The organism is Pseudomonas sp. BN417, from assembly GCF_029871205.1.
Classification (GTDB): Bacteria; Pseudomonadota; Gammaproteobacteria; order Pseudomonadales; family Pseudomonadaceae; genus Metapseudomonas.
On sequence record NZ_SSOJ01000084.1, the window covers coordinates 1 to 25477 of the forward strand.

The 25477-nt window shown below is 64.6% G+C and carries 21 protein-coding genes; 11 read left to right on the forward strand and 10 right to left on the reverse strand.

Annotated elements, in window-relative coordinates; genetic code table 11:
• Positions 1 to 460: 460 nt before the first annotated feature.
• Positions 461 to 856 carry a phage antirepressor gene (locus tag E8F11_RS09640; RefSeq protein ID WP_280288618.1) on the reverse strand — a complete coding sequence of 132 codons (396 nt, stop codon included), beginning with the start codon at positions 854 to 856 and terminating at the stop codon, positions 461 to 463.
• Between the two features lie 512 nt (positions 857 to 1368).
• Between E8F11_RS09640 and E8F11_RS09645 the strand changes: the two genes are divergently transcribed.
• Positions 1369 to 2067 carry an ion channel gene (locus E8F11_RS09645; RefSeq protein ID WP_280288619.1) on the forward strand — a complete coding sequence of 233 codons (699 nt, stop codon included), beginning with the start codon at positions 1369 to 1371 and terminating at the stop codon, positions 2065 to 2067.
• 673 nt (positions 2068 to 2740) lie between these two features.
• On the opposite strand, the gene E8F11_RS30160 is transcribed toward E8F11_RS09645, so the two are convergent.
• From E8F11_RS30160 to E8F11_RS09655, 3 genes are all read right to left on the reverse strand, one after another.
• A complete protein-coding gene (locus E8F11_RS30160; RefSeq protein WP_348529761.1) occupies positions 2741 to 2941 on the reverse strand; it encodes a hypothetical protein in 201 nt (66 codons plus the stop codon).
• 6 nt (positions 2942 to 2947) lie between these two features.
• Positions 2948 to 3166, reverse strand: a complete 219-nt coding sequence (locus E8F11_RS30165) for a hypothetical protein (protein WP_348529762.1) — start codon at positions 3164 to 3166, stop codon at positions 2948 to 2950.
• Positions 3167 to 3632: 466 nt separating this feature from the next.
• A complete protein-coding gene (locus tag E8F11_RS09655) occupies positions 3633 to 4109 on the reverse strand; it encodes an Lrp/AsnC family transcriptional regulator (protein WP_280288621.1) in 477 nt (158 codons plus the stop codon).
• A gap of 137 nt (positions 4110 to 4246) precedes the next feature.
• On the opposite strand from E8F11_RS09655, the gene kynB reads away from it, so the two are divergent.
• From kynB to E8F11_RS09675, 4 genes are all read left to right on the forward strand, one after another.
• Positions 4247 to 4888 (forward strand): arylformamidase, encoded by a 642-nt coding sequence (gene kynB, locus E8F11_RS09660; RefSeq protein WP_280288622.1) that lies wholly within the window; start codon positions 4247 to 4249, stop codon positions 4886 to 4888.
• Positions 4889 to 4896: 8 nt separating this feature from the next.
• Positions 4897 to 6147: a kynureninase gene (gene kynU / locus E8F11_RS09665; protein WP_280288623.1), complete on the forward strand. Its 1251-nt coding sequence runs from the start codon at positions 4897 to 4899 to the stop codon at positions 6145 to 6147.
• A 146-nt stretch (positions 6148 to 6293) separates the two neighbouring features.
• Positions 6294 to 7562, forward strand: coding sequence for an OprD family porin (locus E8F11_RS09670; protein WP_280288645.1), 1269 nt, complete (start codon positions 6294 to 6296; stop codon positions 7560 to 7562).
• Between the two features lie 52 nt (positions 7563 to 7614).
• A complete protein-coding gene (locus E8F11_RS09675; protein ID WP_280288624.1) occupies positions 7615 to 9030 on the forward strand; it encodes an amino acid permease in 1416 nt (471 codons plus the stop codon).
• A gap of 79 nt (positions 9031 to 9109) precedes the next feature.
• Here the strand turns inward: E8F11_RS09675 and E8F11_RS09680 are convergent, their stop codons facing one another.
• Entirely contained in the window at positions 9110 to 9979 is an 870-nt protein-coding gene (locus E8F11_RS09680) for a DUF6685 family protein (RefSeq protein ID WP_280288625.1), read from the reverse strand.
• Between the two features lie 147 nt (positions 9980 to 10126).
• On the opposite strand from E8F11_RS09680, the gene E8F11_RS09685 reads away from it, so the two are divergent.
• A complete protein-coding gene (locus E8F11_RS09685; protein ID WP_280288626.1) occupies positions 10127 to 10348 on the forward strand; it encodes a DUF2835 domain-containing protein in 222 nt (73 codons plus the stop codon).
• A 57-nt stretch (positions 10349 to 10405) separates the two neighbouring features.
• Positions 10406 to 11431 carry a quinone-dependent dihydroorotate dehydrogenase gene (locus tag E8F11_RS09690; RefSeq protein WP_280288627.1) on the forward strand — a complete coding sequence of 342 codons (1026 nt, stop codon included), beginning with the start codon at positions 10406 to 10408 and terminating at the stop codon, positions 11429 to 11431.
• A gap of 93 nt (positions 11432 to 11524) precedes the next feature.
• Here E8F11_RS09690 and E8F11_RS09695 read toward each other — a convergent pair whose 3' ends face one another.
• Positions 11525 to 11740: a ribosome modulation factor gene (locus tag E8F11_RS09695; protein ID WP_151132935.1), complete on the reverse strand. Its 216-nt coding sequence runs from the start codon at positions 11738 to 11740 to the stop codon at positions 11525 to 11527.
• 433 nt (positions 11741 to 12173) lie between these two features.
• Between E8F11_RS09695 and rlmKL the strand changes: the two genes are divergently transcribed.
• Positions 12174 to 14351 (forward strand): bifunctional 23S rRNA (guanine(2069)-N(7))-methyltransferase RlmK/23S rRNA (guanine(2445)-N(2))-methyltransferase RlmL, encoded by a 2178-nt coding sequence (rlmKL, locus tag E8F11_RS09700; protein ID WP_280288628.1) that lies wholly within the window; start codon positions 12174 to 12176, stop codon positions 14349 to 14351.
• A gap of 287 nt (positions 14352 to 14638) precedes the next feature.
• A complete protein-coding gene (locus E8F11_RS09705; protein ID WP_280288629.1) occupies positions 14639 to 17416 on the forward strand; it encodes a diguanylate cyclase in 2778 nt (925 codons plus the stop codon).
• Between the two features lie 66 nt (positions 17417 to 17482).
• On the opposite strand, the gene dacB is transcribed toward E8F11_RS09705, so the two are convergent.
• Positions 17483 to 18940, reverse strand: a complete 1458-nt coding sequence (gene dacB / locus E8F11_RS09710; protein ID WP_280288630.1) for a D-alanyl-D-alanine carboxypeptidase/D-alanyl-D-alanine-endopeptidase — start codon at positions 18938 to 18940, stop codon at positions 17483 to 17485.
• A 224-nt stretch (positions 18941 to 19164) separates the two neighbouring features.
• Between dacB and E8F11_RS09715 the strand changes: the two genes are divergently transcribed.
• Positions 19165 to 19506 (forward strand): 50S ribosome-binding protein YggL, encoded by a 342-nt coding sequence (locus E8F11_RS09715; RefSeq protein ID WP_280288631.1) that lies wholly within the window; start codon positions 19165 to 19167, stop codon positions 19504 to 19506.
• Between the two features lie 298 nt (positions 19507 to 19804).
• On the opposite strand, the gene E8F11_RS09720 is transcribed toward E8F11_RS09715, so the two are convergent.
• The 3 genes from E8F11_RS09720 to E8F11_RS09730 form a co-directional block, all read right to left on the reverse strand.
• Complete coding sequence (locus tag E8F11_RS09720; protein ID WP_280288632.1) at positions 19805 to 22759, reverse strand: HD domain-containing phosphohydrolase; 2955 nt, start codon at positions 22757 to 22759, stop codon at positions 19805 to 19807.
• 88 nt (positions 22760 to 22847) lie between these two features.
• Positions 22848 to 23264, reverse strand: a complete 417-nt coding sequence (locus E8F11_RS09725; RefSeq protein WP_280288634.1) for a response regulator — start codon at positions 23262 to 23264, stop codon at positions 22848 to 22850.
• Between the two features lie 3 nt (positions 23265 to 23267).
• Positions 23268 to 24467 carry an EAL domain-containing response regulator gene (locus E8F11_RS09730; protein WP_280288635.1) on the reverse strand — a complete coding sequence of 400 codons (1200 nt, stop codon included), beginning with the start codon at positions 24465 to 24467 and terminating at the stop codon, positions 23268 to 23270.
• Positions 24468 to 24795: 328 nt separating this feature from the next.
• Between E8F11_RS09730 and E8F11_RS09735 the strand changes: the two genes are divergently transcribed.
• Positions 24796 to 25473, forward strand: coding sequence for a response regulator transcription factor (locus tag E8F11_RS09735; protein ID WP_280288636.1), 678 nt, complete (start codon positions 24796 to 24798; stop codon positions 25471 to 25473).
• Positions 25474 to 25477: the final 4 nt, after the last annotated feature.

Here is a 25477-nt window from a genome sequence, read left to right on the forward strand (position 1 = left end):
CGATTGGAAAAGGGACTCGCCCGGGAGGGCGAAACCGAGACTCGAAGCCCACTCGGCAATGAGCCGAACGAAAAGACTCCAAGCCCCCTCACACCGGATTACCAATCCGGCGTGAGCCCCATTCCCCGGTAATCCGTGAAGAACCTTTTTTTGGCCATGGGATTCGGCCCGCCGCCGGTAGGAACGATTTCGATCGCGAATGAGTCCGCCCCGACTCGTAGGTTGGCGCTGAGCTCAGCGAAGCCCAACGTTGCATGATACCCCGCGTTGGGCCTCGTTCCTCGGCACCAACCTACGACAGTCCTGCGGACTGCATCGCGAATGAATTCGCTTACGGGATCAACGCCTACCAATCGCCATACGGCATATTCCGCCAGCTCGGCCCATCCCTCAGCGCCGGCTCGTCGTGGGCCACCATGAAGATCGGCAGGTCCCGCCGGTCGATCCACAACTCACCCTGCTACTTCACCACGCCGACGCGCTGGTTGGCCCAGCTCATGAAGGCCCGCTTTGGCGAAACATCCGCTTCCCTATGCTGGTCATGCAGCGTCGGCACCACTTCCTCGCTGAGCCACTGGCCGATGCAGCGATGCTCCGGATGCCCGAAGCGAAACAGGGCGTTATAGGCCCCCACATCGCTGATCACATCCAGCTCCTCCCGAGTCCCGCCGTCGTACTGCAGCAGCACCGTCCGCCGCTGGTGCTCGGGCATGCGCCTGGCCAGCAGCAGGGCGCACGGCGCGGCGATCAGGCGGGCGAAGTCATAGGCGACGATCCAGGGTCGGTGGTCGATCATCACCGCGCGAAGGTGAAGGGAATGGCGTTGGAAAACGATGGGGGTGTATGCGTCATGCATGGTGGTGCTCCTAGCTGAGGTCTCTGGAGTCGTCACCGTTCGCTGCCATTCGAAGGGTGACGGACCGCGCGGGGTTGACAGACCGGAGCTAGTACCCGGCAGACCACGAGGATCTCCCCGCGCGATCCGCCATAGAGCGGTGCAGTAAAAACTGCATGCGTGTGTGTGCCTGCAAAAACGTCCGCCGTTTTCGCATGCACCTTGCAGCGCAATCGCGCCTAGCTGACGGGCTGTCAAACCCGGCCACGGGATTGACCGTGGCCGGCGCAGCATAGGGAGGGGAGGGCGGAAGGGCAAGCGGGGGCCAGTGTAGGAAATGGGCTTGGGTGACTGACTCAGCATCTAACCTGCGGTTGCTGGGCGGCAACGATCGGCCCATCGCTGTCTGCCAGGCTGAATCCTCGCACACGCATTCGCGACTAGAATTTCGCTGCCGACTCTTCTAAAGCCAGGTCGGATTTCACCGTGCAACGTCAGGCCACGAGCCTGAGTTCGGTCTCCAGGAAACCGGTATGACAGATCCACAAGATAAAGCCGAAGCCGACGAGGATCTCGCTCAGCTGGTAATAGGCCAAGGGCCCTGCACTTATCTCATGCTGCTCTTGCTGGGCTTGATCCTCCTGTTTCCCTATCTTGAGGAAGGTATATTCGCTCGCACCTTGCTCGGCATTCTGTTTTCAATCGTGCTGCTCGTGGGCGCTTTTGCCACCCGGCAGACTCGGTGGGGGTTCAGCCTCAAACTGGGCCTGGCGTTGCTTGGGGTTGGTCTTCAATGGACGGCACTGTGGACTGCGAGTATCGCGATTCTTGAACTTGCCGGGATAGCTTATGCGACGTCTCTTGCAGTCTCGTTCAGCGGAGTGCTTCGCTATATTCTCAAGCGTGGGCCAATTACAGCCGACAAGCTGCATGGCGCGCTCGCGGGCTACATCATGCTGGCCTTCGTGTGGTCCTTCATCTATGCCTTGGTCGAGATATCCAGCGCTGGCTCATTCGGCCCTGGCCACCTCGATTTCACACAGTCCGGCACTTTCTTCAAGCTGATCTATTTCAGCCTCACGACGCTCACGACCACCGGTTTCGGTGATGTTCTTCCATTGACCAATCACGCCCGCTCACTGGTGATGGTCGAAGAATTTTCAGGCGTCTTTTACGTCGGTGTCGTGATAGCGCGGCTCGCCGGTCTTTATCCGTCGACTCAGACTAAGTGACGCTCGGCTTGCCTGAGCCACCTCAATACACAATCTCATCAGCCGGCTACTCACTGAGATCGGCGTTCAGAGCCTTTGTGCGTTCACGCAGATCATTCAAACGGGCCCTGGAAAGCATGATGGCGATGTCAAGTCCGCCCAGTGCTGCGCGCGACAGTGCCGGCCCCAGTCATACCTGATGCCGCCCTCCTTGAAGTAAACCGCCCCCGATATACACCCAATGCTGGGGGATATCCCCCACAGAAACGGGCGTGACGACTTCCGAGTGCGTTGGCGAAGGCCTCTGTGTCCCTTCCAATGGCCACTCTTTCTCGGAGAAGCGCCGGTGGTATGGCAGTTGCTAAATCCCGTGTAGCCGGACGGCGGGGCCGCAGTCGCCCAAGGACTTCTGCCTGAATTGCAAACCAGTGTCCCTCCAGGCGTTCGTTCAGCCGGTGGCGAGGTCGGTTACATCAATGCATACCGCACCAGTTGGAGAGGCAGTGACCGCGACACAGGTCTGAGGTCGAGCCATGCCCCTCGTCCGGACGCCGATCTCGTGCTGGTTGTCACATAGCACGCCCCCAGGTCGGGGGCGGCGTATCGAGACGAACCGAAACGGAGGTTCACCATGCTTGTTAAACAATGCTCGCTGGCGCTGGCAATCGGCGTCGCCCTATCCGCAGCGACCGTGCTAGTGCCCGAGTCCATTTCGAGCTACTCCAGCGTTCATGCCAAGGATGGCGGTGGTGGTGGCAGTGGCGGTGGTGGCGGCGGTCATGGTGGTGGCGGTGGTGGTCATGGTGGTGGCCACGGCGGAGGAAGCGGCGGCGGTGGCGGCCATGGGGGAAATGGCAGTGGTGGTGGCCATGGCGGCGACAGTGGTGGTGGACACAGCGGTTCAAGCCACGGAGGGGATAGCGCGGGGCGCGGCAGCGACAGTGGTCACGGCGGCGCGCACAGTGGGCGTGGCGACGATCACGGTGCTAGTCATGAGGCCGGCGGACCGCATGGTGTGGGGCATAGTGCCGACGATGGCCCAGGGCATGAGGTAGGCGAAGCCCACGGTGTGGGTCATGGGGCCGATGATGGGGCCGACCATGATGTCGGCGATGATCATGGCGGGCGTGCGGCTGGCGAGCCCGGAGATGATCGAGACGGCGTCTGAGCGGCGCCTGCAGCTCCAGGAAATCCGGAAGCCTTCCGGCTTTCCTGGGGTGTTCCGGCTACCTTGCCTGCCACTCGCGATCAATCCCGGTTCAGCAGGTCGATGATCGGGCAGCTCATGCTGTCTGCGTTCGCGTCGCACCCGTGTATCAGCTCATTCAGCGCTTTATGCATCGCTGTCAGGACAGCCAGTTTCGTTTCGATGAGTTGTACCGTTGAGAACGGCCAGGGACCGATTTATCGGATGGCTGTGCCTGAGTCCCGCGACCCCCGCCCCGATGGCGAGATCGTCGAATGCCACTGGTTCGCACCGGCTGAGCAGGATGACATAGCGGTGAAACCGACCAACCTGGAGCTGCTGCGGCTGCACAGCAAGAAGATCGAGCAGGGCGGCGCGGGCCTGCGGGGTTTGTCTCCGGCTATTTCCGGGCCACCAGCAGATCCAGCACGCCACCGCCTTCCTTGATCTTCTGCAGGATGATCTCGGAGCGGATATCGGTGACCCCGGCCGTCCGGTTCAGTTTGTTGACGATGAAGTCGGAGTACTGCTTCAGATTGCGCGCCTGCACCCGCAGCACGTAGTTGCTGGCACCAGTGATCACATAGGCGCTGACCACCTCGGGCCAGGACTGCACCTTCTGGATGAAGGTCTCGTGCCAGTTCTCGTCGTCCTGGCGCATGGAGATATGCACGATGGCTTCCAGCTCCACGCCCAGCCGCTCGGCATTGAACACGGCGCGATAGCTTTCTATGACGCCGTTGTCTTCCAGGATGCGCAGCCGCCGCAGGCAGGCCGAAGGCGAGAGCGCGACCTTTTCCGCCAGCTCCTGGTTGCTGATGCGACCGTTCTGCTGCAGGCAGAGGAGGATGCGGATATCCGTAGAGTCGAGTGTCATGGTGTCCGAATAAAATTGTGCAGATGTGCTTGATTCTCGAATTATATGCGAGAGCATGACCATTAGCTTCGTGACTTTGCACGAAAATGCGAAAGGGGTTCGTTCATCATATTTCCGGTAGCAACTGGAGAACGAGCATGTCGCGATCCCCTTCCTTGTGGGACATCAGTCCCTGGATCGAGCCGGGCATTCCCACCTGGCCCGGCGATACGCCCTACACCGAAGAGACGGTCTGGCACATGGGGCCGGACTGTCCGGTGAATGTCGGCCGCATCAGCCTGTCGCCACATACCGGTGCCCATGCCGATGCGCCTCGGCATTACGATCCGGCTGGCGTGGCCATCGGCGCCGTGTCCCTGGAGCCTTACCTGGGTCCCTGCCGGGTCATCCATTGCATGGACGGTGGGCCGCTGGTGCGTCCGCAGGATATTGCCGCGTCGCTGCAGGATGTACCGCCACGGGTGCTGCTGCGCGCCTGTCGGGAGGCTGCCCAAACCCGCTGGGATGAGCGCTTCCGGGCGGTGGCGGCGGAGACCATCGAGCTGCTCGGCGCGCACGGCGTGTGCCTGATCGGCATCGATACCCCTTCTCTCGACCCGCAACAGTCGAAAGCCATGGATGCCCATCGGGCCGTCGCCCGGCATGGCATGGCCATTCTCGAAGGTCTGGTGCTGGATGAGGTTCCCGCCGGCGACTACGAACTGATCGCTCTCCCACTCAAATTCACTCACCTCGATGCCAGCCCGGTACGCGCTGTGCTGCGTCCCCTTTCGAACTAGGAAAGACAATGACAACAAAAGCCCATTGCCTGGCGCTCGACGCCCAGGATCCCCTTGCCCATTTGCGCGCGGAATTCTCCTTGCCTGAGGGGGTGATCTACCTGGATGGCAACTCCCTGGGCGCCCGCCCGGTCGTGGCGCTGGAACGTGCCCGTGAAGTGGTTGAACGGGAGTGGGGCGACGGCCTCATCCGCAGTTGGAACAGCGCAGGCTGGCGCGCCCTGTCCGAGCGCCTGGGCAACAAGCTGGCGCGGCTGATCGGTGCCGATGAGGATGAAGTGGTGGTCACCGACACCACCTCGATCAACCTGTTCAAGGTGCTGGTGGCCGCGTTGCGCATCCAGGCCCAGCGCGATCCTGCACGCAAGGTGATCGTCTCCGAGGCGAGCAACTTCCCCACGGACCTGTACATGGCCGAAGGCCTGGCCGACATGCTCCAGCAGGGCTATTCCCTGCGCCTGGTGCAAAGCCCGGAGGAGCTTCCCGAAGCCATCGGCACCGACACGGCCGTGGTGATGATCACCCACGTCAACTACAAGACCGGCTATCAGCACGACATGGCCGGCCTGACCGCCCTGGCCCACGAATGCGGCGCGCTGGCCATCTGGGACCTCGCCCATTCGGCGGGCGCGGTGCCGGTGGACCTGAAGGCGGCGAACGCCGACTACGCCATCGGCTGCACCTACAAGTACCTGAATGGTGGTCCGGGTTCGCCGGCCTTCGTCTGGGTGTCGCCGGAGTTGCGCGACCAGGTCTGGCAGCCGCTGTCCGGCTGGTGGGGCCATGCCCGCCAGTTCGGCATGGAGTCCCACTACGAGCCGGCACCGGGCATCGGCCGCTACCTCTGCGGTACCCAGCCGATTACCTCCATGGCCCTGGTGGAATGTGGCCTGGATATCTTCACCAAGACCGATATGCAGGCCTTGCGGCGCAAGTCCCTGGCGTTGACCGACCTGTTCATCGAACTGGTCCGGCAGCGCTGCGCCGCCCACCCGTTGACCCTGGTGACGCCGCTGGAACATGCCCGTCGTGGCAGCCACGTCAGTTTCGAGCATCCCGAGGGCTACGCCGTTATCCAGGCGCTGATCGAGCGCGGTGTCATCGGTGACTACCGCGAGCCGCGGATCATGCGCTTCGGCTTCACCCCGCTCTACACCAGCTTCAGCGACGTCTGGCAGGCGGTCGAGACACTCGGCGAGATTCTCGATTCCGGTACCTGGCAGCAGGAGCGCTTCCGGGTTCGAAACCAGGTGACCTGAGGATTTCACTGCAACTTGAAGGGCGCCTCGAAAGCGGCGCCCGGCAATGACGCGCCACACCTAGAACAAGAAAGGAAAACCCTGTGAAACTGAATCTATCTTCAGTGTGCCCGCTGCTGTTCGTTGGGGCCGCCAGCCCTGTTCTCATGGCCGGGGAGGACCCTGCCGAAGGATTTCTCTCCGCTGGCACCCTGACGCTGAACCAGCGCAACTTCTATTTCCACCGCAACCTGCTCAACAATCCGGGCGGCCAGAATTACAGGGAAGAATGGGCCCATGGCTTCATGCTCGACTTTGCGTCGGGTTATACGCCAGGGCCGGTCAAGTTCGGTGTGGATGCCTATGCCCAGCTGGGGCTGAAGCTGGATAGTGGGCGTGGCCGATCAGGAACGAACCTGATGCCGATAGATTCGGACGGCCGTGCCGAGGACGATTTCTCCGAAGCGGGGGCGGCGATCAAGGCCAAGGTGTCGGAAACCGAATTGAAGTACGGCAACCTGACGCCGATGAATCCCGTGTTCGGCACGGGCAACGCCCGTCTGTTCACCTCGACCGCGACGGGTTTCCAGCTGACCAGCCGGGAAATCGATGACCTGACACTCGATGCCGGCCACTTCACTGCCGGTAGCGCAGGTTCCTCCACCAGCGCCGATGGCCCGCTCACCGCGCTCTATACCTACGGTGTCGAAACCCGTGCGGCGGACTACATCGGTGCCTCCTATGCAGGTGAAAACGGCACCAGCCTCGGTCTCTACGCGTCGCGCTTCGATGATATCTGGAAGCAGTACTACGCCAACCTGGGGCACCGCTTCACCCTGAGCCAGCAGGATGCAGTGAGCTTCGACTTCAACATCTACCGCACGACCGATGAAGGCGCGCAGAAGGCCGGCGAGATCGACAACACCACCTGGTCGTTGGCCAGCCGCTACAGTCACGGCCCGCACAGCCTGACACTGGCCTACCAGCGCGTGAATGGCGACGAACCCTTCGATTACCTGGGTTTCGGCTTCGAGCCTGGCACCTCCATCTGGCTGGCCAACTCGGTGCAGATCGTCGACTTCAACGCCCCCAACGAGCGCTCCTGGCAGTTGCGCTACGACCTGGACATGGCGGCTTTCGGTGTGCCGGGCCTGAGCTTCATGACCCGTTATGTCAGCGGAGACCAGATCGACGACAGCCACTACGACGGAGGTCCGAACGGCGGTCAGGGTGCCTATGGCAATTACGGAACCGACGGCAAGCGCTGGGAGCGCGACATCGAGCTGCGCTATGTGATCCAGGGCGGTCCCGCCAAGGACCTCTCCGTGCGTCTGCGCCAGGCGACCCTGCGTTCGTCCTCCCAGGTGGCCGCGATCGACACGGCGGACAACAACGAGATCCGCGTCATCCTCGACTACCCCTTGAGCCTGCTGTAGCCGCGATCGGCACGCGTCCATCTTCAATAATCACAAGACTCCGAGAGACGAAATGAACGAATCCAACGGTTTCCAGGCGATCGCCGGGCGCGAGAAGGGGCTGCGGCAGCAGCTGACGAGCGCTCAGATGAGCATGATCGCGATCGGCGGCGCCATCGGCACCGGCCTCTTCATGGGCAGCACCTTCGCCATCGGCTTCGCCGGCCCCGGCGTGCTGGTCAGCTATGCCATCGGCGCCCTGATCACCCTGTTGCTGATGGGCTGCCTGGCGGAAATGACGGTCGCCCACCCGACGTCGGGCTCCTTCGGCGCCTACGCCGAGTTCTACATCAGCCCGTTGGCGGGCTTCCTGATGCGCTACGCCTACTGGGCCTGCATCGTCCTGGCCGTCGGCACCGAAGTGACGGCCATCGCCAAGTACATGAAGTTCTGGTTCCCGCAGGTGGCGGAGTGGGTCTGGATCCTCTCGTTCTCCGCGGCCCTGGTGCTGATCAACGCCACCAGCGTGAAGGCCTTCGGCAACTTCGAGTACTGGTTCTCCGCGATCAAGATCACCGCGATCGTCGGTTTCATCCTGCTCGGGGCCTACGTGGTCTTCGGCAGCGGCACCGCTGGGTACGGCCTGCACAACTACACGGCCCATGGCGGCTTCCTGCCCCATGGCCTGGAAGGCATGTGGGTCGCGGTGATCATCGCCATCTTCAGCTACCTGTCGGTGGAGATGATCGCGGTTGCTGCCGGCGAAGCAGAGGACCCGCAGCGCGCGGTCAAGCAGGCCTTTCGTGCAACGCTGATCCGGCTGGTGGTGTTCTATCTGCTGACACTGGCGTTGATCCTGGCGATCGTGCCCTGGAACCAGACGGGGCAGGGCGCCCAGAGCCCGTTCGTCACCGTGATGCAGGAGATCGGCATCCCGGGCGCCACCGGCCTGCTGAACTTCGTGATCCTGATCGCCGCCGTTTCCGCGATGAACAGCCAGCTCTACACCACCACTCGCATGATGTTCAGCCTTTCCCGTGCCGGCCATGCACCGGAGTCCATGGGGCGCCTGACGCGCAACGGCGTGCCGCTGAACGCCCTGCTGCTGTCCTCCGTGGGCATCGCCCTGGCGACCGTGGTGAGCCTGGTCTATCCGGAGCAGTCCTTCACCCTGATGATGGCCATCTCCATGTTCGGGGCGCTGTTCACCTGGATGATGATCTTCCTGACCCACTACTGCTTCCGGCGCTATCACGAGCGCAATGGCGGCATCCAGCTTTCTTTCCGCATGCGCCTGTTCCCCTGGAGCACCCTGCTGGGGCTGGTGCTGATGGCGACCATCCTGGTGACCACGGCCTTCACCGAGGTGTTCCGGATGACGCTGGTGTTCGGGGCGCCCTTCCTCCTGGTGCTGGTGCTGGCCTATCACTTCGGCTTGCGCAAGCGTTCTAAGCCCGTGGCAGCGGTACTGGAGCCTTCGTCCCGTTGAGGGGAGCGGGTCCCGACAGAAGCCATGGCCAGAAATGCGGCCATGGCTTTTTGCTTGGGTGAGCCTCTGTGTCCGACCTTCAGGCCAGCGCCTGCAGATACCTCACCACATCCGCCGCGCCGGCCAGGCGCAAGCCTTCACCCAGGGCCGTGGCCTCGGCGTGCTTCTTTGGCAGCAGGATGAATTCGGGGTCGCCGGCATTGCGCAGGAGGGTCAGGCGCGAATAAGGGATGCCGCCGTCCAGCAGTAGGCCCATGAAGGCGGGGTCGCTCCAGGCCTGCACCGGCATAGCCAGTACGTGGTAGCGCTCGTCCAGGAGCCTCAGGCCGCCGGGGTCGAGGCGGTAGTCGGTGATTGCGGCGGGGAGGGTGGCTTCCAGTTCGCGCAGGCGCGCATAGGCGACGGCGGCGGCGAAGGCCTCGACCTGCTGGTCGCCGGTCCAGAACACGCGGCTACCGTGCCAGTTGGCCCGGCACAGACTGATGCGCTCGCCGGCGAGGAAGCGCGGCAGCGGCAGGCTGATGGCCTTGACGAAGTCCTTGTAGCTGATGATCCGCACCTTGCGGGTATGCAGGCCGGCCAGATAGTCCTCGAAACTGGGAGTGGGCGGCAGGGCGCTGTCGCTGCCGCAGAGGCCGTCGACCTGGCGCAGGTCGAAACTCGAGAGCTGCTGTTCGCTGCGCTTCACTACGCCTACCAGCACGGCGTGAGCCTCCGCCTTGTCTTCCTGCACCGGGCCGGAAAGGGCGCCGCGCGGCAACTCCACCAGCCGCTGCAAGGGCGGGCCGACCTGCCACCAGATTGAATCCTGGGGGCGGGGCAGGGGTTGGAAGGGCAGTTGCAGCTGACTGGCTCGCTCCAGTACCCGGCGCGGTGTCTTGCCAAGGCCCAAGCGCTGGGCGAATGCAGCCAGGCGGGCGGTCAAGGGTAGTGGCTGCATGTCACTCATGGCCTGAATACTCCCGGGGCACGGGTGGCAGTGTGGCAGAGCGCTGCCAGCTGCGCACGCCGGGTGCCGCACAATTCCGCCTGCCGGGGGACGAGGGTGAACGGACGGTGTGGCAGAATTCTGCACTTCATTGTCGAGGATGCCTCCATGCCCAGCCTGGTGCTGGATATTTCCCTGACTGCCGGCGAAATCCTGGCAGTCTATCAAGGTCGCGCCAACCGCGTGTTGCTGCGTAGTCGCGACGGCCGCAAGGTCAGCCTGCCAACCCACTACCTGCGACCGCACCTGGGCCACGCCGGCGTCCAGGGAACTTTCCAGCTGGAGTTTTCCGCCGACGGCAGGTTGCTGAGCCTGCATCGCCTCGCCTGATGCGGGCGGCGCGGCTATAATCGCCGCCCCATACCGCCGATCGATGCCCGACCGACCATGTACAAACTGGCCCGCGAGCTCCTGTTCTCCCTGTCCCCGGAAACTTCCCACGAACTGTCCATCGACCTTATCGGTGCCGGCGGCCGTCTCGGCCTCAACCGTCTGCTGAACAAGGCGCCGGCAAGCCTGCCGGTGAAGGTGATGGGGCTGGAGTTCCCCAACCCGGTTGGCCTGGCCGCCGGCCTGGACAAGAACGGCGACGCCATCGACGGCTTCGCTCAACTGGGTTTCGGCTTCGTCGAAATCGGCACCGTGACCCCGCGGCCGCAGCCGGGTAATCCCAAGCCCCGCCTGTTCCGCCTGCCCGAGGCCGAAGCCATCATCAACCGCATGGGCTTCAACAACCTGGGCGTCGACCACCTGCTGGCGCGGGTTCGTGCGGCCAAGTTCGACGGCGTGCTGGGCATCAATATCGGCAAGAACTTCGACACGCCGGTCGAACGTGCAGTGGACGACTACCTGATCTGCCTGGACAAGGTCTATGCCCATGCCAGCTACATCACGGTGAACGTCAGCTCGCCGAATACCCCCGGCCTGCGCAGCCTGCAGTTCGGCGATTCGCTGAAGCAGCTGCTGGAAGCCCTGCGTGTGCGCCAGGACAGCCTGGCCGCCCAGCACGGCAAGCATGTGCCGCTGGCGATCAAGATCGCCCCTGACATGAGCGACGAGGAAACCACCATGGTGGCCAAGGCGCTGCTGGAGTCCGGCATGGACGCGGTGATCGCCACCAACACCACGCTCGGCCGCGAAGGCGTCGAGCACCTGCCCTTCGGTGACGAGGCGGGTGGTCTTTCCGGCGCACCGGTGCGCGACAAGAGCACTCACACGGTGAAGGTACTGGCGGGGGAACTGGGCGGGCGCGTGCCGATCATCGCGGTCGGCGGCATCACCGAGGGCCGCCATGCGGCGGAGAAGATCGCCGCTGGTGCGAGCCTGGTGCAGGTCTACTCGGGCTTCATCTATAAAGGGCCGGCGCTGATTCGCGAGGCGGTGGATGCCATCGCCGCGCTGCCGAGGGTCTGAGGACAAATAAAAAGGGCTCCCTCTAAGGGAGCCCCTGGGCTTGCGCCCGCCGCCCGGATGGGGCGTGCTTGGTGAAGTCGGTGTGATCCTGTGTCAGCCGACGGCGTGGAGTTCGTTCAGTCGGTGAATACCGGCGGCGCCGGTGTAGCCATCCCAGTTATCGCCACGGCCCTCGCGCCAACCGTTGATCCAGGCTTGCCGTGTGGTGGGATGGGTGAAAGGACAAAGATCGCGGGATTTGCCATTGATGCCGTGCTGATAGCCGCGCAAGAATGCTCGTTCCATCGGATCACGCTTAAGTCTTCTCATAGGGTGTAGCCCTCATTTGTTGACTGTTATGTCCATTGGCCCCAAGTCGAGGCCCGGCAGAAAATGCTCTGCCTTCGAAGTCCCGTTGCCGGCGTGACGGGCCTTCAACCATCGCCATTGCGGCGGCGGGTTAAGCTGAGTTCTAACCAATGCCCCCCAGCATGTGAATGATCGTTTTGTCATAAGGACGTAACTTATAGGGGGCAATGGCCATAAGCTGTAGGAAACGATTTTTGCCAAATTTCGGTCTAACCCCCGTGGCTTAGGGGTTGGCCAAAGAAGTGATGTCGTAGTGCTATTTCATTTGGTGCACGAGTCAGAGACTTTTCTATTCCGACGAAGGGCCGTTCTGCGACCTCAAGTCACACTTTTTCTTACCGCACAGCACAGATTCTGTGCCGCTGATCGCCGCTAAAGGCCCTGGAAATTCCCCATGTCGGACCACTACGAACTTTTCCTCACCTGCCCGAAGAGCCTGGAAGGCCTGCTGGCCGAAGAGGCCGCGCGCCTCGGCCTGCAGGACGTGCGCGAGCAGGTGGCTGCGGTGCGTGGCCAGGGTGACCTGGAGACCGCCTACCGCCTCTGCCTCTGGTCCCGCCTGGCCAACCGCGTGCTGCTGGTGCTCAAGCGCTTCCCGGTGCGGGACGCCGAGGAGCTCTACCAGGGCGTGCTGGAGGTGGACTGGCACGATCACCTGATGCCCAGCGGCACGCTCGCCGTAGAGTTCAGCGGCCATGGCTCGGGCATCGACAACACCCATTTCGGTGCGCTCAAGGTCAAGGACGCGGTGGTGGACAAGCTGCGCACCGCCGAAGGCGTGCGCCCCTCGATCGACAAGCTCAACCCCGACATGCGCATCCACCTGCGCCTGGAGAAGGGCGAGGCCATCCTCTCCCTCGACCTCGCCGGCCACAGCCTGCATCAGCGCGGCTACCGCCTGCAGCAGGGCGCCGCGCCGCTGAAGGAAAACCTGGCCGCAGCCATCCTGATCCGCGCCGGCTGGCCACGGATCGCCGCCGAGGGTGGGGCGCTGGCCGACCCCATGTGCGGTGTCGGTACCTTCCTGGTGGAGGCGGCGATGATGGCTGCCGACATCGCGCCCAATCTCAAGCGCGAGCGCTGGGGCTTCTCCAACTGGCTGGGCCATGTGCCGGCGCTATGGAAAAAGCTTCATGAAGAGGCACGCGAGCGCGCCGAGGCCGGCCTGGCCAGGCCGCCGCTGTGGATTCGCGGCTATGAAGCCGACCCGCGGCTGATCCAGCCCGGACGCAACAACATCGAGCGCGCCGGCCTGAGCGACTGGGTGAAGATCTACCAGGGCGAGCTGGCCACCTTCGAGCCCCGCCCGGACCAGAACCAGAAGGGCCTGGTCGTCAGCAACCCGCCCTATGGCGAGCGCCTGGGCGACGAAGCCAGCCTGCTCTATCTCTACCAGAACCTCGGCGAGCGCCTGCGCCAGTCCTGCCTCGGCTGGGAAGCGGCGGTCTTTACCGGCGCCCCGGAACTGGGCAAGCGCATGGGCATCCGCAGCCACAAGCAGTACGCCTTCTGGAACGGCGCCCTGGCTTGCAAGCTGCTGCTCTTGAAAGTGCTGCCGGAGCAGTTCGTGACCGGCGAACGGCGCCAGGGCGAGCAGGGCGAAGGCGCTGCACCGCGCAACGAGCCGGCACGCCTCAGCGAAGGCGGCCAGATGTTCGCCAATCGCCTGCAGAAGAACCTCAAGCAACTGGGCAAGTGGGCACGCAAGGAAGGTATCCAGTGCTACCGCCTGTATGACGCCGATATGCCCGAGTACGCCTTGGCGGTCGACCTCTATGGCGACCGGGTGCATGTGCAGGAATACGCGCCGCCTCGTTCCATCGATCCGGAGAAGGCCCAGGCGCGACTGCTGGACGCCCTGGCGGCGATTCCCCAGGCGCTGGATGTGGACCCCGCGCATGTGGTGGTCAAGCGTCGCGAGCGCCAGAGCGGTACCCGCCAATATGAGCGCCAGGGCAGCGAAGGGCGTTTCATGGAGGTCAGCGAGGGCGGGGTGAAGCTGCTGGTGAACCTCACCGACTACCTGGACACCGGCCTGTTCCTCGACCACCGGCCGATTCGCCTGCGCATGCAGCGCGAGGCCGCCGGCAAGCGCTTTCTCAACCTCTTCTGCTATACCGCCACCGCCAGCGTGCACGCGGCCAAGGGCGGTGCCCGCAGCACCACCAGCGTCGACCTGTCGAAGACCTACCTGGACTGGGCGCGGCGCAACCTTGCGCTGAACGGCTTCTCCGACAAGCACAAGCTGCAGCAGGGCGATGTGATGGCCTGGCTGGCGGAGGATCGCGGCGAGTACGACCTGATCTTCATCGACCCGCCGACCTTCTCCAATTCCAAGCGCATGGAGGGGGTGTTCGACGTGCAGCGTGACCACGTGCAGTTGCTCGACCTGGCCATGGCGCGCCTGGCACCGGGCGGAGTGCTTTACTTCTCCAACAACTTCCGCAAGTTCCAGATGGATGACAGCGTCGCGGCGCGCTACTCGGTCACCGAGATCAGCGCCGAGACCCTGGATCCGGACTTCGCCCGCAATGCGAAGATTCACCGCGCCTGGCGCCTGACCACGCGCTGAGGCGCCGTCAGTTGCCCTGGGGCCCGCAGGATGGGGCGGTGGAAATCCGTGACGCGGATTTCCACCCTGCGCAGCCCCTCCGTAGGGTGGGCCACGCTTCTCCGGCCCACCAGGGCACTGGAGCGCCCCTCGCGACCACCAAGCTGGAGCGTGCCGGCGGCTCCGGCTGTCCGGCGTTTGCCGTGGGCGGTCGGCTGCCCGCAACTGCTCCTAGGCAAAGTGCCACCATCTGGCTATGTTGATGCTCACAGGGACGGTATTTCCACACCCAGATCCGAGATGTGAGCATGTGGTCGCTTGCGAAGGAAAAACTGAACCTGTCGGCGTTCCTGTCCGGCCGCCCCCTGGTGTGGCTGGCCTGCCTGTTGACCCTCTTCGGCGGCATAGCACTCACGCTCCTGCTGAGCGAGGTGGTGCGCAGCGCTGAGGATGCGCAGCTGCGGGAGCGCTTCAACCTCGCCGCCAGCGAGCGCATCAGTCGCATCCAGGAGCGGCTGGACGGCCAGCTCAAGGAACTGGACACGGTCCGGCGCTTTTTCGGCAATTCCAATGAGGTGACCCTTGGTGAGTTCCAGGGCTTCGTCGGCCCGCTCCTGGGGGACACCCTGGCCTATTCCTGGGTGCCGCGAGTCGCCGGTGACGAGCGCGGGGCATTCGAGGCTCGCGCCCGTGGCGAGGGCATGGTCGGCTTTGCCATCCGCGAACTCAGCGACGACAGCCTGGTCCCCAGCCCGCCGCGGGACGAGTACTTTCCCGTCTACTACAGCGTTTCCTCGCGAATCGACGAAGTGCCGCTGGGGATGGACCTGAACTCCCAGCCGGCCCGGCGTGCGGCCATTGCCAAGGCGCGGGAAACCCGAGGCGTGACCGTGACCGAGCGCTTGCGGGTGATCGGCGTGGCGGAGCGCGAAGCCAGTGGCGTGGTGATCCTCGCGCCGATCTACGAGGGCGGCATGGCGAGCGAAGCCAGATTGCGCGGTTTCGTGGTGGCGGTGCTCAGCCTGAACCTGGAGATGGAAGCCGCCATCGCGCCGCACAGCCGGGAAAGCCTGGTAATGCGGGTCAGCGATGTCAGCGGCGATGGCATCGAGCAACTGATCTACCAGAGCGGCCGGGCGCCGGAGAGCGAACTGCGGCAACGCCGGGTGGTGCCCTTCGCCGATCGCCAGTACCTTCTGGAAATCGTCCCGAGCGAGGCCTTCCTTGCCGGGCCGCCGCTGTCCACCGCCAGCCTCGTGGCCATCAGCGGGCTGGCATTCACCTTGTTGCTGGCCGGCTACCTGCTGTTGCTGATCAACCAGCGGCAAAGCGCCCTTGCCCTGGTGGCCGAGCGTACGCTGGAGCTGCGCGAGCGGGAGATCGAGCTGCAGCTCAGCGAGGAACGCTGGAGCTTCGCCCTGGATGGGGCCGGGCACGGTGTCTGGGACTGGGAGCCGGAAACCGGGCGCATGTTCCTCTCCTCCGGCTGGAAAAGCATGCTCGGCTACGCGGACGACGAGGTGGAGGACAGCCAGAAGGCCTGCATGCGCCTGATACACCCGCAGGACCAGGCGTTGGCCCGTGCCGAGCTGGAGCGCCACCTGCGCGGCGTCACGACCGTCTACCAGAGCCAGCACCGCATGCGGCACAAGGACGGACGCTGGATCTGGGTGCTGGATCGCGGCCGGGTGGTGGAGCGGGGCGCCGATGGCTCGCCCAGGCGGATGATCGGAACCCAGACCGACGTCAGCTCCAGCAAGGCGGTGGAACTGCAACTGGCCATGGCCCACGGCCAGCTGCGCAGTCTGCTCAATGCCGCCACTCAGGTGGCCATCGTCAGCACCGACCTGCGTGGCGCCATCCTCCTGTTCAATGTCGGCGCCGAGCGCATGTTCGGCTACCGCGCCCTGGAAATGATCGGCCGCCACCCCGTGGTGCTGCACCTGGAAAGCGAGGTGGAGGTGCGCTGCCGGGAGCTTGGACGGCGCCTGGGCAAGGTGATCCCGGACTACCAGGCCTATGTCGAAGAGGTCACCGCCGGCGACCGTTTCGACGAGCGTGAGTGGACCTTCCAGCGCCGCGACGGCAGCCAGCTGACCGGTAGCCTGATCCTCACCGGGGTGCGTGATGAGCGGGATGAACTGGTGGGTTACCTGGGCGTGGCCATCGACGTCACTGAGCGCAAGCGCGTGCAACAGGCGCTCGAGGCCCGCGACCGGCTGCTGGAAAAACTCAGCGCGCGGGTGCCGGGCGTGCTCTACCAGTTCCGCATGGAGCCGGACGGGACCTTCAGCTTTCCCTATACCAGCGCCGGGATCATCGAAGTCTTCGAGTCGGTGCCCGAGGCGGTTCGGGACGACGCCAGCAACCTGATGGAGCGCATCCATCCGGACGACATGGACCGGGTGCAGAGTTCGATCCGCCGTTCGGCGGAACTGCTCGCCCCCTGGCGCGAGGATTTCCGCGTGCTGCTGCCTCGCCAGGGCCTGCGTTGGCTGCGCGGCGAATCGGTGCCCGAGCGCGGCGACGACGGCGCCATCCTCTGGCACGGCTACATCATCGATATCACCGGGTTGAAACTGGTGGAGCAGGAGTTGCGCGCCCTGTCGGTGACCGACGCCCTCACCGGCGTCTACAACAGGCGTTATTTCCAGGAGCACCTGGACCTCGAGATCGCCCGTGCCGAGCGCCACGAAGGGCCGCTGGCGCTGGTGATGCTGGACGTCGATCACTTCAAGCAGATCAACGACCGCCACGGCCATGAGGCCGGCGACCGGGTGCTAAAGGCCATTTGCGCCCGGGTCGGCGAGCGCTTGCGGCGCATCGACGTGCTGTGTCGGCTGGGTGGCGAGGAGTTCGTGGTGCTCTGCCCGGATACCAATGCCGAGCAGGCGGCGGCACTGGCCCAGGCGCTGTGCCAGGCACTCGGGCGGGAGGGCGTCGCGGGAGTCGGCCAGGTCACGGCGAGTTTCGGCTGCGCCAGCTGGCGTGAAGGCGAGAGTGCGGACGAATTGTTGCGGCGTGTGGATACGGCGGTCTATGCGGCCAAGCAGGCGGGGCGCAACCAGATTCGCATTGCCGACTGATGGGGTGGCCATCCGTGGGGCGGCAATCCGCATGGCGGCCTCCCGTGCGAGGAGGCCGCCATGGGGTCAGTTGGCGCCGGCGACGCTCTTCGGCTGGCGGTAGAGATCCACCAGCACCTGGTCGAGGATGGCCGAGGCACCCCAGGGACGCGAGTCGTTGAGAATGGCGACCACGGCCCAGGTGTTGCCGTTGCTGTCGCGGCTGAAGCCGGCGATGGCGCGGACGGTGTTCAGGGTGCCGGTCTTGATATGGGCTTCGCCTTCCAGGGCGGTGCGGCGCAAGCGTTTGCGCATGGTGCCGTCCATTGCCACCAGCGGCAGCGAGGCGACGAACTCGGCCGCGTAGGGGCTCTGCCAGGCGGCCTGGAGGATGGTGGCCATTTCCCGTGCGCTGACCCGCTCGTTGCGCGACAGGCCGGAACCGTTCTCCATCACCAGGTGCGGCGCGGTGATGCCCTTCTTCGCCAGCCAGTCGCGGATCACCCGCTGCGCGGCCTTGGCGTCGTCGGCATCGGCCTGGGTGCGGTAACGCGCGCCGATGCTGAGGAACAGCTGCTGGGCCATGGTGTTGTTGCTGTACTTGTTGATGTCGCGGATGATTTCCACCAGGTCCGGGGAGAAGGACCGCGCCAGCAGCTTGGCATCCTTGGGCACATCGCCCTGGCGATCCTTGCCGTCGATGCTGCCGCCCAGTTCCTTCCAGAAGGCGCGCACGGCGCCGGCGGCGTAGCCCGGATGGTCGAGCAGGGACATGTAGGTCTGGGCGCTGCAGCCTTCCGGCAGCTTGCCGCTGGCGATCAGCGTGGTGCCGTCGAACTGGGTTACTGGGTTGTAGCGCACATCCGGCCAGGACGGGCACTTGGCGGCCTTGGTCGCCTTCACCTTGTTGTCGATGCGAATGTTCTCGAGCGGCGGTTCCATGGCCAGGCTGACCTGGCCGCCTTCGGCGCGGGCGATCAGGCGCACGGCCTTGAGGTTGACCAGCAGCGAGTCGGGGCCGACCAGGAAAGGCTTGTTGTCGTCGCCCCCGTCGTCGTTGAAGGAGGGCAGCTGCGGGTGCACGAAGTAGCTGCGGTCCAGCACCAGGTCGCCGGTGACCTGGCGCACGCCGTTGGCACGCAGGTCACGCATCATCAGCCAGAGCTTTTCCATGTTCAGCTTGGGGTCGCCGCCGCCCTTCAGGTAGAGGTTGCCGTTGAGCACACCGTTCTTCAGGGTTCCGTCGGTGTAGAACTCGGTCCTCCACTGGTAGGTGGGGCCGAGCAGTTCCAGCGCGGCATAGGTGGTGATCAGCTTCATGGTGGACGCCGGGTTCACCGAGACATCGGCGTTGACCAGGGTCTGGGCGCCGGGGCCGGTGAGCGGCAGGGTCACCAGGGACAGCGAGGTCGGCGCGATCTTGTTGGCGGTCAGGGCCTTCTGCACCTTGGCGGGCAGGTTGGTATTGACCTGCGCGGCCTGCAGCGGCAGGGCACAGGGCAGGATCAGGGCGGCGAGCGCGAACGTACGGATGGACTTGAACATCAAGAGTTGCCCTCCTGGCGAGGGCGGGTGACGAAGATGGATGACATGGCAGAAGTTCCCACGAGGGTTCGGGAAATCGGCGCATTATGCCGTAACCCCGGGGCGACTGCGCGTGTTCGCGGCTCATTTCGTCCGGCAACCCCGGCGTGGAGTGGCTCCGGGCGGGCAAGTTGCGGCGGAAGCTGCTAGAGTGCCGCCCGTCATTTCTCCCGAGGAACCGCCTGATGGCTACCAACCGCTCCCGCCGCCTGCGCAAGAAGCTTTGCGTCGATGAATTCCAGGAACTGGGCTTCGAGCTCACCTTCAGCTACAAGGAGGGCCTGGACCTGGAAGCGATTTCGGAGTTCTTCGAGCGTTTCGTCGTGGAAGCGATCGAGAACAACGACCTGGGCTTCATTGGTGCCGCGGACTACGGCTTCGTCTGCCTCGGCAAGCGTGGCTCGGTAAGCGCGGAACAGCGTGCCCAGGTCGAAGCCTGGCTGCAAAAGGGCCACGCCGAACTGGCCGGTTCCACCATCAGCCCGCTGCTCGATGTGTGGTACCCGGAGAACCCCGTCAACGCGTGACAGGGTCTGGAATGAAGAAGGGCGCCGATCGGCGCCTTTTTTCATTTCCGGCGGATTGCTGTGGGGGCGATTTCAATCGCTATGCAGACCGCAGGTCTGCCCGCTTGCTTTTGCCCCCTCCAAGGGGGCGGGGCCTACCTACGCACCTGGGGCGAAACTCCTGCACTTGCCCCACCGTAGGGCGCCGTCCCTCTATCCAGACACATCGAGTCGTAACAGGCAGAGCCGCATACTCATGACCACGTCCTGAGGACGATTTATCAAGTTCGAATGAATTCGCCCCCACAGCTGCTGCGTTTCAGGCCAGCCCCGCCTTCGCCAGCACCGCCACTTCGTCCACCGGGTCGATCTGTTCCGGCTTCATGAATCGTCGCGCGTAGTCCAGGTAGACCCCGGAGCGGATGAAGAGGCCGAACAGGTCCGGGTCGATGTGGGCGCCGCGGCACATGCCGGTCATGATGCCGAGGGCCTCGGAGAGGGTCTTGCCCCTCTTGTAGGGGCGGTCCACAGCGGTCAGGGCCTCGAAGATGTCGGCGATCGCCATCATCCGGGCCGGCAGGCTCATCTGCTCACGGGTCAGGCGTTTCGGGTAGCCGGTGCCATCCATCTTCTCGTGGTGCCCGCCGGCGATTTCCGCCACGTTCGCCAGGTGCGCCGGGAAGGGCAGGTGATTGAGCATCAGGATGGTCTGCACTATGTGGTGGTTGATGACGTAGCGCTCTTCCTCCGTCAGCGTGCCGCGGCCCACTGAGAGGTTGTAAAGCTCGCCGCGGTTGAACTTGTACTCCGGCACCTTGAGCTTGAAGCCCCAGGGATTGTCCGGGGCGATCAGTTCGCTGGCGGGGCGTTCGAAGATATGCTCGGGGCGGTCGGCCAGCAGCTTCTCTTCGACCGGCAGCGGCTGGGGTGCTGTGCGGGCCAGACGCTGCGCCTCTTCCCAGGAAACCCCCAGGCGGTTGTCCAGGGTGCGGGTCCAGGTGCGCGCGGCGATGCCCTTGAGGCGCTCCTGATCTTCCCCGGCCATGGCTTCGCCGCCCAGGTTGCAGCGGGCTATGAAGGCAAAGTCGTCATCCAGCGCCGCCAACTCCTGGTCCCGCAGACGCGCCTGTTCGCCTTCGTCCGCGCCCTGGGCGAGGGCCCGCCAGTAGCCCACCCAGGCGTCGCGCTTGAGCACTTCGAAGCGAGTGCGGATCTCGTGGATGCGGTCGTACAGGGTTTCCAGCTTGGTGGCCTTGTCCACCACGTACTCCGGGGTAGTGACCTTGCCGCAGTCATGGAGCCAGGCCGCGATATGCAGGGCTTCCCACTCTTCGTCGGTGGGCTTGAATCCGCGGAACGGCAGCTCCTCGCTCGCGGCCGCGGCCCTGGCCAGCATGAGGGTGATCTCCGGTACGCGCTGGCAGTGGCCGCCGGTGTAGGGACTCTTGGCGTCGATGGCACCGGCCATGAGCTGGATGAACGCATCCAGCAGTTGCTTCTGCTTCTCCAGCAGCCGCTGGCTTTCGATGCAGAGCGCGGCGACGCCGGAAATCGCTTCGACGAAGGCGATTCGCTCCGGGCGCAGGATGGCTGGCCGGGCTTCCCGGCCGACGTCACGGTGGAGCAGGACCAGCACCCCGATGGTGCTGCCCTGGCGGTTGTGCAGCCCGGTACTCACCAGGTGCACCCGTGGGCTTTCCAGGGTCTGCAGCAGGTCGCGGTAGGCGCCGGCCTGATCGTAGCCGAAGGAGCAGACCTGGCTGGGGCCGCCGTGGGCCGGCAATTCCAGCCAGTGCGGCAAGGCCGGGCTTTCCAGGCCGAAGCCCCGGATGCCGTGGGCCTCGAGGTCCTGCTGCTGGTCGTTGAGGAACAGGCCGTGGGGCTCCAGGCGACCCTTCTGGGTGTCGATCAGGTAGAGGAGGCCGCCAGAGGCTTCGCCGATGTCTATGGTTTCGTCGAGGACACGGCGCAGCAGGTTGTCGAACCGGGTTTCCGCCGAAAGGCTGGAGGCGATCTCGAGGAAGCTGGAAATCGTTTCCTTCATCCCTGCCATGGCCACCGCCAGCTGGTCCACTTCCAGCACAGGCGAGCGGCCCATGGCCGGCAGGCTGAAGTTGAAGCTGCGGATCGCCTCGGCCTGGGTGACCAGCGCCTTGAGCGGCTTGACCACGATGCGCGAGAGCAGGAAACCGATCGGGATGCAAAGCATCAGGATCGCCAGGGTCAGAATCGCGCCTTGCCAGCGGATACGGTAGGCGTCGTCCAGCAGCTCATCCTCGGGCGCCAGGATGGCGAGTTGCAGGCCCTGGGGGCCGCCTTCCTCGAGGTGCCGGCGGGCAAGTACCCAGCGGCGATTGTCGATCTGCACGCTGGTGCGCAGGTCGCCTTCACCCGCAAGCCCCACGAGGGCCGCCAGCGGCGGACTGAATTCCTTCACTTCGCCCAGTTCAGGGGCGCCATTGATCCGCTTGATCAGCTTGCTCGTGTCGGGGTATGCCACGGCGCGGCCGTCGGGCTGGTAGAGCACCACTTCGGTGGACGGCGTGACCCGGTGATCGGCCAGGGTGGCGGAAAGGTCGTCCAGGGTCAGGTCGGCCCCGATCACTGCGTCGCTGCCGCTGGGCCGGGCGAGGGTGGTGCCGACCGCGCCGCTGGAGAAGAACACATAGGGGGCGGTGGTGATCGAACCGTCCTGCTCCAGGGCGCGGTAATACCAGGGGCGGCCACGTGGGTCGTAGCGTTCCTTGAGTTCCTGGCGGCGGACTATCTCGTTGAGCGCGGCATCGAAGAAGAAGGTGAACGAGCGAGCCCGGGACAGGTTGTCACGTTCGATGCTCCAGACCTGGTAAGCCGCGCCGGGCGGGGCATTGAAGGCCTTCTTCAGACGCTCGTTGCGCAGGGGGCGGACCATGAAGAAGTCGCCGTCGTCGTAACCCAGGTAGAGGGCGGCCAGCTTGGGATTGTCCTGGAGGGCCCGGGACAGGGGGCGCAATAGCAGGTCCAGGCGATCGAAGCCGTCCTGGCGCTGGTCGGCGCCGCTCAGGGCCAGCAGGTTCAACAGGTGGTGGATGGGTTGGTAGGTATGGCGCAGGTCGGTTTCGACTTCTTCGCTGATGCGGCCGAAGAGCTCGTCGCTGCTGGAGAGAATGATCTGGCTGGTCTGGCGGTAGTTGAAGAGGCCCAGGACCACACCGGTGAGGAGCAGAAGCAGTGTGAAGAGCGCACTGATATGGACATGCAGGGGAAAGCGACGCTCAGAGAACTTTTGCGGCATTGCGGGAGCTCCTTGGCCCCGGTCCCCGGGAGGCTAAAGGAGCATAGATGAGCCTTGTAACGCTCGTCGCGCAAATCGCCCTGCGGGATCAGGCATCGTCCAGCAGCGGCACGATACTGGCCTTGAAACGCTCCAGGTCCAGGGGTTTGGCGAGGCAGGCCAGCAGCGGCAACCGGCGCTCGCGGCCCCGCTCCTGCAGGTCGGCAAGCTCCTCTTCGGCAAGGCTGCTGAGCAGGATTCCATAGCGAGTGCGGCCGTCGCGGTGGAGCCGCTCCAGCAGGGCCAGGCCTTGCAGGTCGGGGAGGTTCTGGTCGCAGATGGCCAGGTCGAAGGGAGGCTTCCCCTGCTCGCAGGCGCGAAAGGCTTCAGCGGCGCTCATCGCTCGGGTGACCTGGAAGTATCCCGGCTGGTCGAGCAGTATTTCTACCGCCCGCAGTTGCAAGGGATGGTCCTCGATCACCAGGACCTGGAGCTTCCGTTCGCCCTTGGACGGAGCCGCGTGCATGGCCTAGGCCTCTTTCGGGAGTGTCGATCCCGGCCAGCGTCGCAACCAGTTGGCGAACTCCCGGCCCGGCATGGGGTGGCCGAACAGGTAGCCCTGGCCCTGGGCGCAGCCGAGTTCGCGCAGCTGCTCGAGCTGCCCGGTGGATTCAATGCCTTCGGCCACCGTATTCATGCCGAGGGAGGCGGCGAGCGACAGACTGCTGGTGACCGCCGCCAAGACTCGCGGATTCTGGTCCATGGCATGAATGAAGGAAGCATCCAGCTTGAGCTCGTTGCAGGGCAGCTGGCAGAGCCTTTGCAGCGAGGAGGTTCCGGTGCCGAAGTCGTCGATGGCGATGCCACAGCCCATCAGGCGCAGGCGCAGCAGGTTCTCCAGGCTGTTGGCAGCTATTCCGGGCAGGCCGTTCTCGGTGATCTCGACGTTGATCAGGGAGGAGGGAAGCCGGTAGTAGTCCAGCAGCTCCTGCAGCCGCCTGGGCAGGTCCGGCTCCTCCAGCAGATAGGGCGGGCAGTTGATCGCCAGCGGCAGGCGCGACTCGGGCTGCTGCCACTGGAGAAAGCCCATGGCGGCCTTCAGTAGGTATTCGGTCAGGTCGCGGACCAGCCCCAACTCCTCGAGCAGTGGGAGAAGCCCGGCCGGGCCGAGCAGGCCCAGGCGTGGATGCCGCCAGCGCACCAGTACCTCGGCGCCTGCCGGCTGGAGGCTGCGCAGGTCGACCTTGGGTTGGTAGTAGGGCACCAGTTGCCCCTGGATCAGGGCCAGGCGGGCCTCTTGTACCGTGGGCTGCGCATCTTCGGATTGCGCGCCTGCAGCCGGTGCTCCGCGCCGGTAGCGCAGGAGTACGTTGCGCAGGCTGTCCGGGCTCAGCACCTTGCCCAGGTCGCCCAGCACCTGCAGGCCGAGCAGGCGGGCCAGCTGCAGCGCGGCCAGGCGCAGGTCCGGGGCCAGGCCGCTGAACAGTGCCATGGAGCGGATGGCGCTGCACTCGGCGGCCTTGCGCAGGAAGGTCAGTCCATCCATGCCCGGCAGGTTGATGTCGCACAGCGCTATATCCACCGGACCATGGCTGGACAGCCTGACCAGGGCGGCTTCGCCATCGGCGGCGCAGAACAGGTTCCGGCAGCCCAGGGTGCGTAGTTGCTGAGCCACTACCTGGGCCTGAAACGAGTGGTCTTCCAGCACCAGGATGCTGAGCGTTTCCATCGGGTGAGCCTCGGAGCGGCGAAAGACTGCCTATTTTCCGGCTGCTTCCGGAATGGACCAGCAGGCGAGCTCCTGAGACCAAGTAGGAAATTTCCGTTAGTCGGTGAGTCGACGCCTTTACCAGACAGGTCTGGGCGGCAGGGATTTGGTAGGCGTTACCCCAGAGACGGGAGGTCGTTTCCGTCGAGATCAGCCCTTGGTTGTAGGTGTGTGCCTAAGCTGGGGTAGGGGTATTCCTGAAGTGCCCCTCCGGTCCCTCTCGGGGGTCGACAGTGCAACGCGCGTCTCTATCTTGGCAGCGACTGAATCGCGCCAAGGGAGAGATGCCGTGAGCAAGCTGGTCAATCTGGATGATTTCCTAGAGCCGGGAAACGAGTCCGCCAACAAGGTCCTGATCGTCGACGACCATCCGGTGATCCGCCTCGCCGTACGCCTGCTGCTGACTCGCGAAGGCTACGAAATCGTCGCGGAAACGGACAACGGCGTCGACGCCATCGCGCTGGCGCGGGAGCACCTGCCGGACCTGGTGATTCTCGATATCGGCATCCCCAAGCTCGGCGGCCTTGACGTCATCGCCCGCCTGCAAGCACTGGACATGCCGCTGCGGGTGCTGGTGCTGACCGGGCAGAACCCCAACCACTACGCCACACGTTGCATGCAGGGCGGCGCAGCGGGTTTCGTCTGCAAGGAAGGCGACCTCGCCGAACTCACCGCGGCGGTGCGGGCCGTGCTTTCGGGCTACAGCTACTTTCCCAGTGAAGTGATCAAGTCCGGCAAGCGCCAGGTGGGCTTGTCCGACGAGCTCGAACTGATCGACCGCCTTTCCGACCGCGAGTTGGTGGTGCTCAAGTTCCTCACCAACGGCTACAGCAACAAGGACATCGCCGAAGAGATGTTCATCAGCAACAAGACCGTCAGCACCTACAAGACCCGCCTGATGCTCAAGCTCAACGTCCGCTCCCTGATCGAGCTGGTGGAGTTCGCCAATCGCAATGCCCTGCTGTGAACCT

Coding starts and splice junctions, on each gene's coding strand:
- E8F11_RS09640 (WP_280288618.1), bottom strand. CDS start 856: ATGCATGACGCATACACCCCCATCGTTTTCCAACGCCATTCCCTTCAC.
- E8F11_RS09645 (WP_280288619.1), top strand. CDS start 1,369: ATGACAGATCCACAAGATAAAGCCGAAGCCGACGAGGATCTCGCTCAG.
- E8F11_RS30165 (WP_348529762.1), bottom strand. CDS start 3,166: ATGATCATCGCCGACATCATGGTCGGCCCCATCATCGGCCCCATGACC.
- E8F11_RS09655 (WP_280288621.1), bottom strand. CDS start 4,109: ATGACACTCGACTCTACGGATATCCGCATCCTCCTCTGCCTGCAGCAG.
- kynB (WP_280288622.1), top strand. CDS start 4,247: ATGTCGCGATCCCCTTCCTTGTGGGACATCAGTCCCTGGATCGAGCCG.
- kynU (WP_280288623.1), top strand. CDS start 4,897: ATGACAACAAAAGCCCATTGCCTGGCGCTCGACGCCCAGGATCCCCTT.
- E8F11_RS09670 (WP_280288645.1), top strand. CDS start 6,294: ATGGCCGGGGAGGACCCTGCCGAAGGATTTCTCTCCGCTGGCACCCTG.
- E8F11_RS09675 (WP_280288624.1), top strand. CDS start 7,615: ATGAACGAATCCAACGGTTTCCAGGCGATCGCCGGGCGCGAGAAGGGG.
- E8F11_RS09680 (WP_280288625.1), bottom strand. CDS start 9,979: ATGAGTGACATGCAGCCACTACCCTTGACCGCCCGCCTGGCTGCATTC.
- E8F11_RS09685 (WP_280288626.1), top strand. CDS start 10,127: ATGCCCAGCCTGGTGCTGGATATTTCCCTGACTGCCGGCGAAATCCTG.
- E8F11_RS09690 (WP_280288627.1), top strand. CDS start 10,406: ATGTACAAACTGGCCCGCGAGCTCCTGTTCTCCCTGTCCCCGGAAACT.
- E8F11_RS09695 (WP_151132935.1), bottom strand. CDS start 11,740: ATGAGAAGACTTAAGCGTGATCCGATGGAACGAGCATTCTTGCGCGGC.
- rlmKL (WP_280288628.1), top strand. CDS start 12,174: ATGTCGGACCACTACGAACTTTTCCTCACCTGCCCGAAGAGCCTGGAA.
- E8F11_RS09705 (WP_280288629.1), top strand. CDS start 14,639: ATGTGGTCGCTTGCGAAGGAAAAACTGAACCTGTCGGCGTTCCTGTCC.
- dacB (WP_280288630.1), bottom strand. CDS start 18,940: ATGTTCAAGTCCATCCGTACGTTCGCGCTCGCCGCCCTGATCCTGCCC.
- E8F11_RS09715 (WP_280288631.1), top strand. CDS start 19,165: ATGGCTACCAACCGCTCCCGCCGCCTGCGCAAGAAGCTTTGCGTCGAT.
- E8F11_RS09720 (WP_280288632.1), bottom strand. CDS start 22,759: ATGCCGCAAAAGTTCTCTGAGCGTCGCTTTCCCCTGCATGTCCATATC.
- E8F11_RS09725 (WP_280288634.1), bottom strand. CDS start 23,264: ATGCACGCGGCTCCGTCCAAGGGCGAACGGAAGCTCCAGGTCCTGGTG.
- E8F11_RS09730 (WP_280288635.1), bottom strand. CDS start 24,467: ATGGAAACGCTCAGCATCCTGGTGCTGGAAGACCACTCGTTTCAGGCC.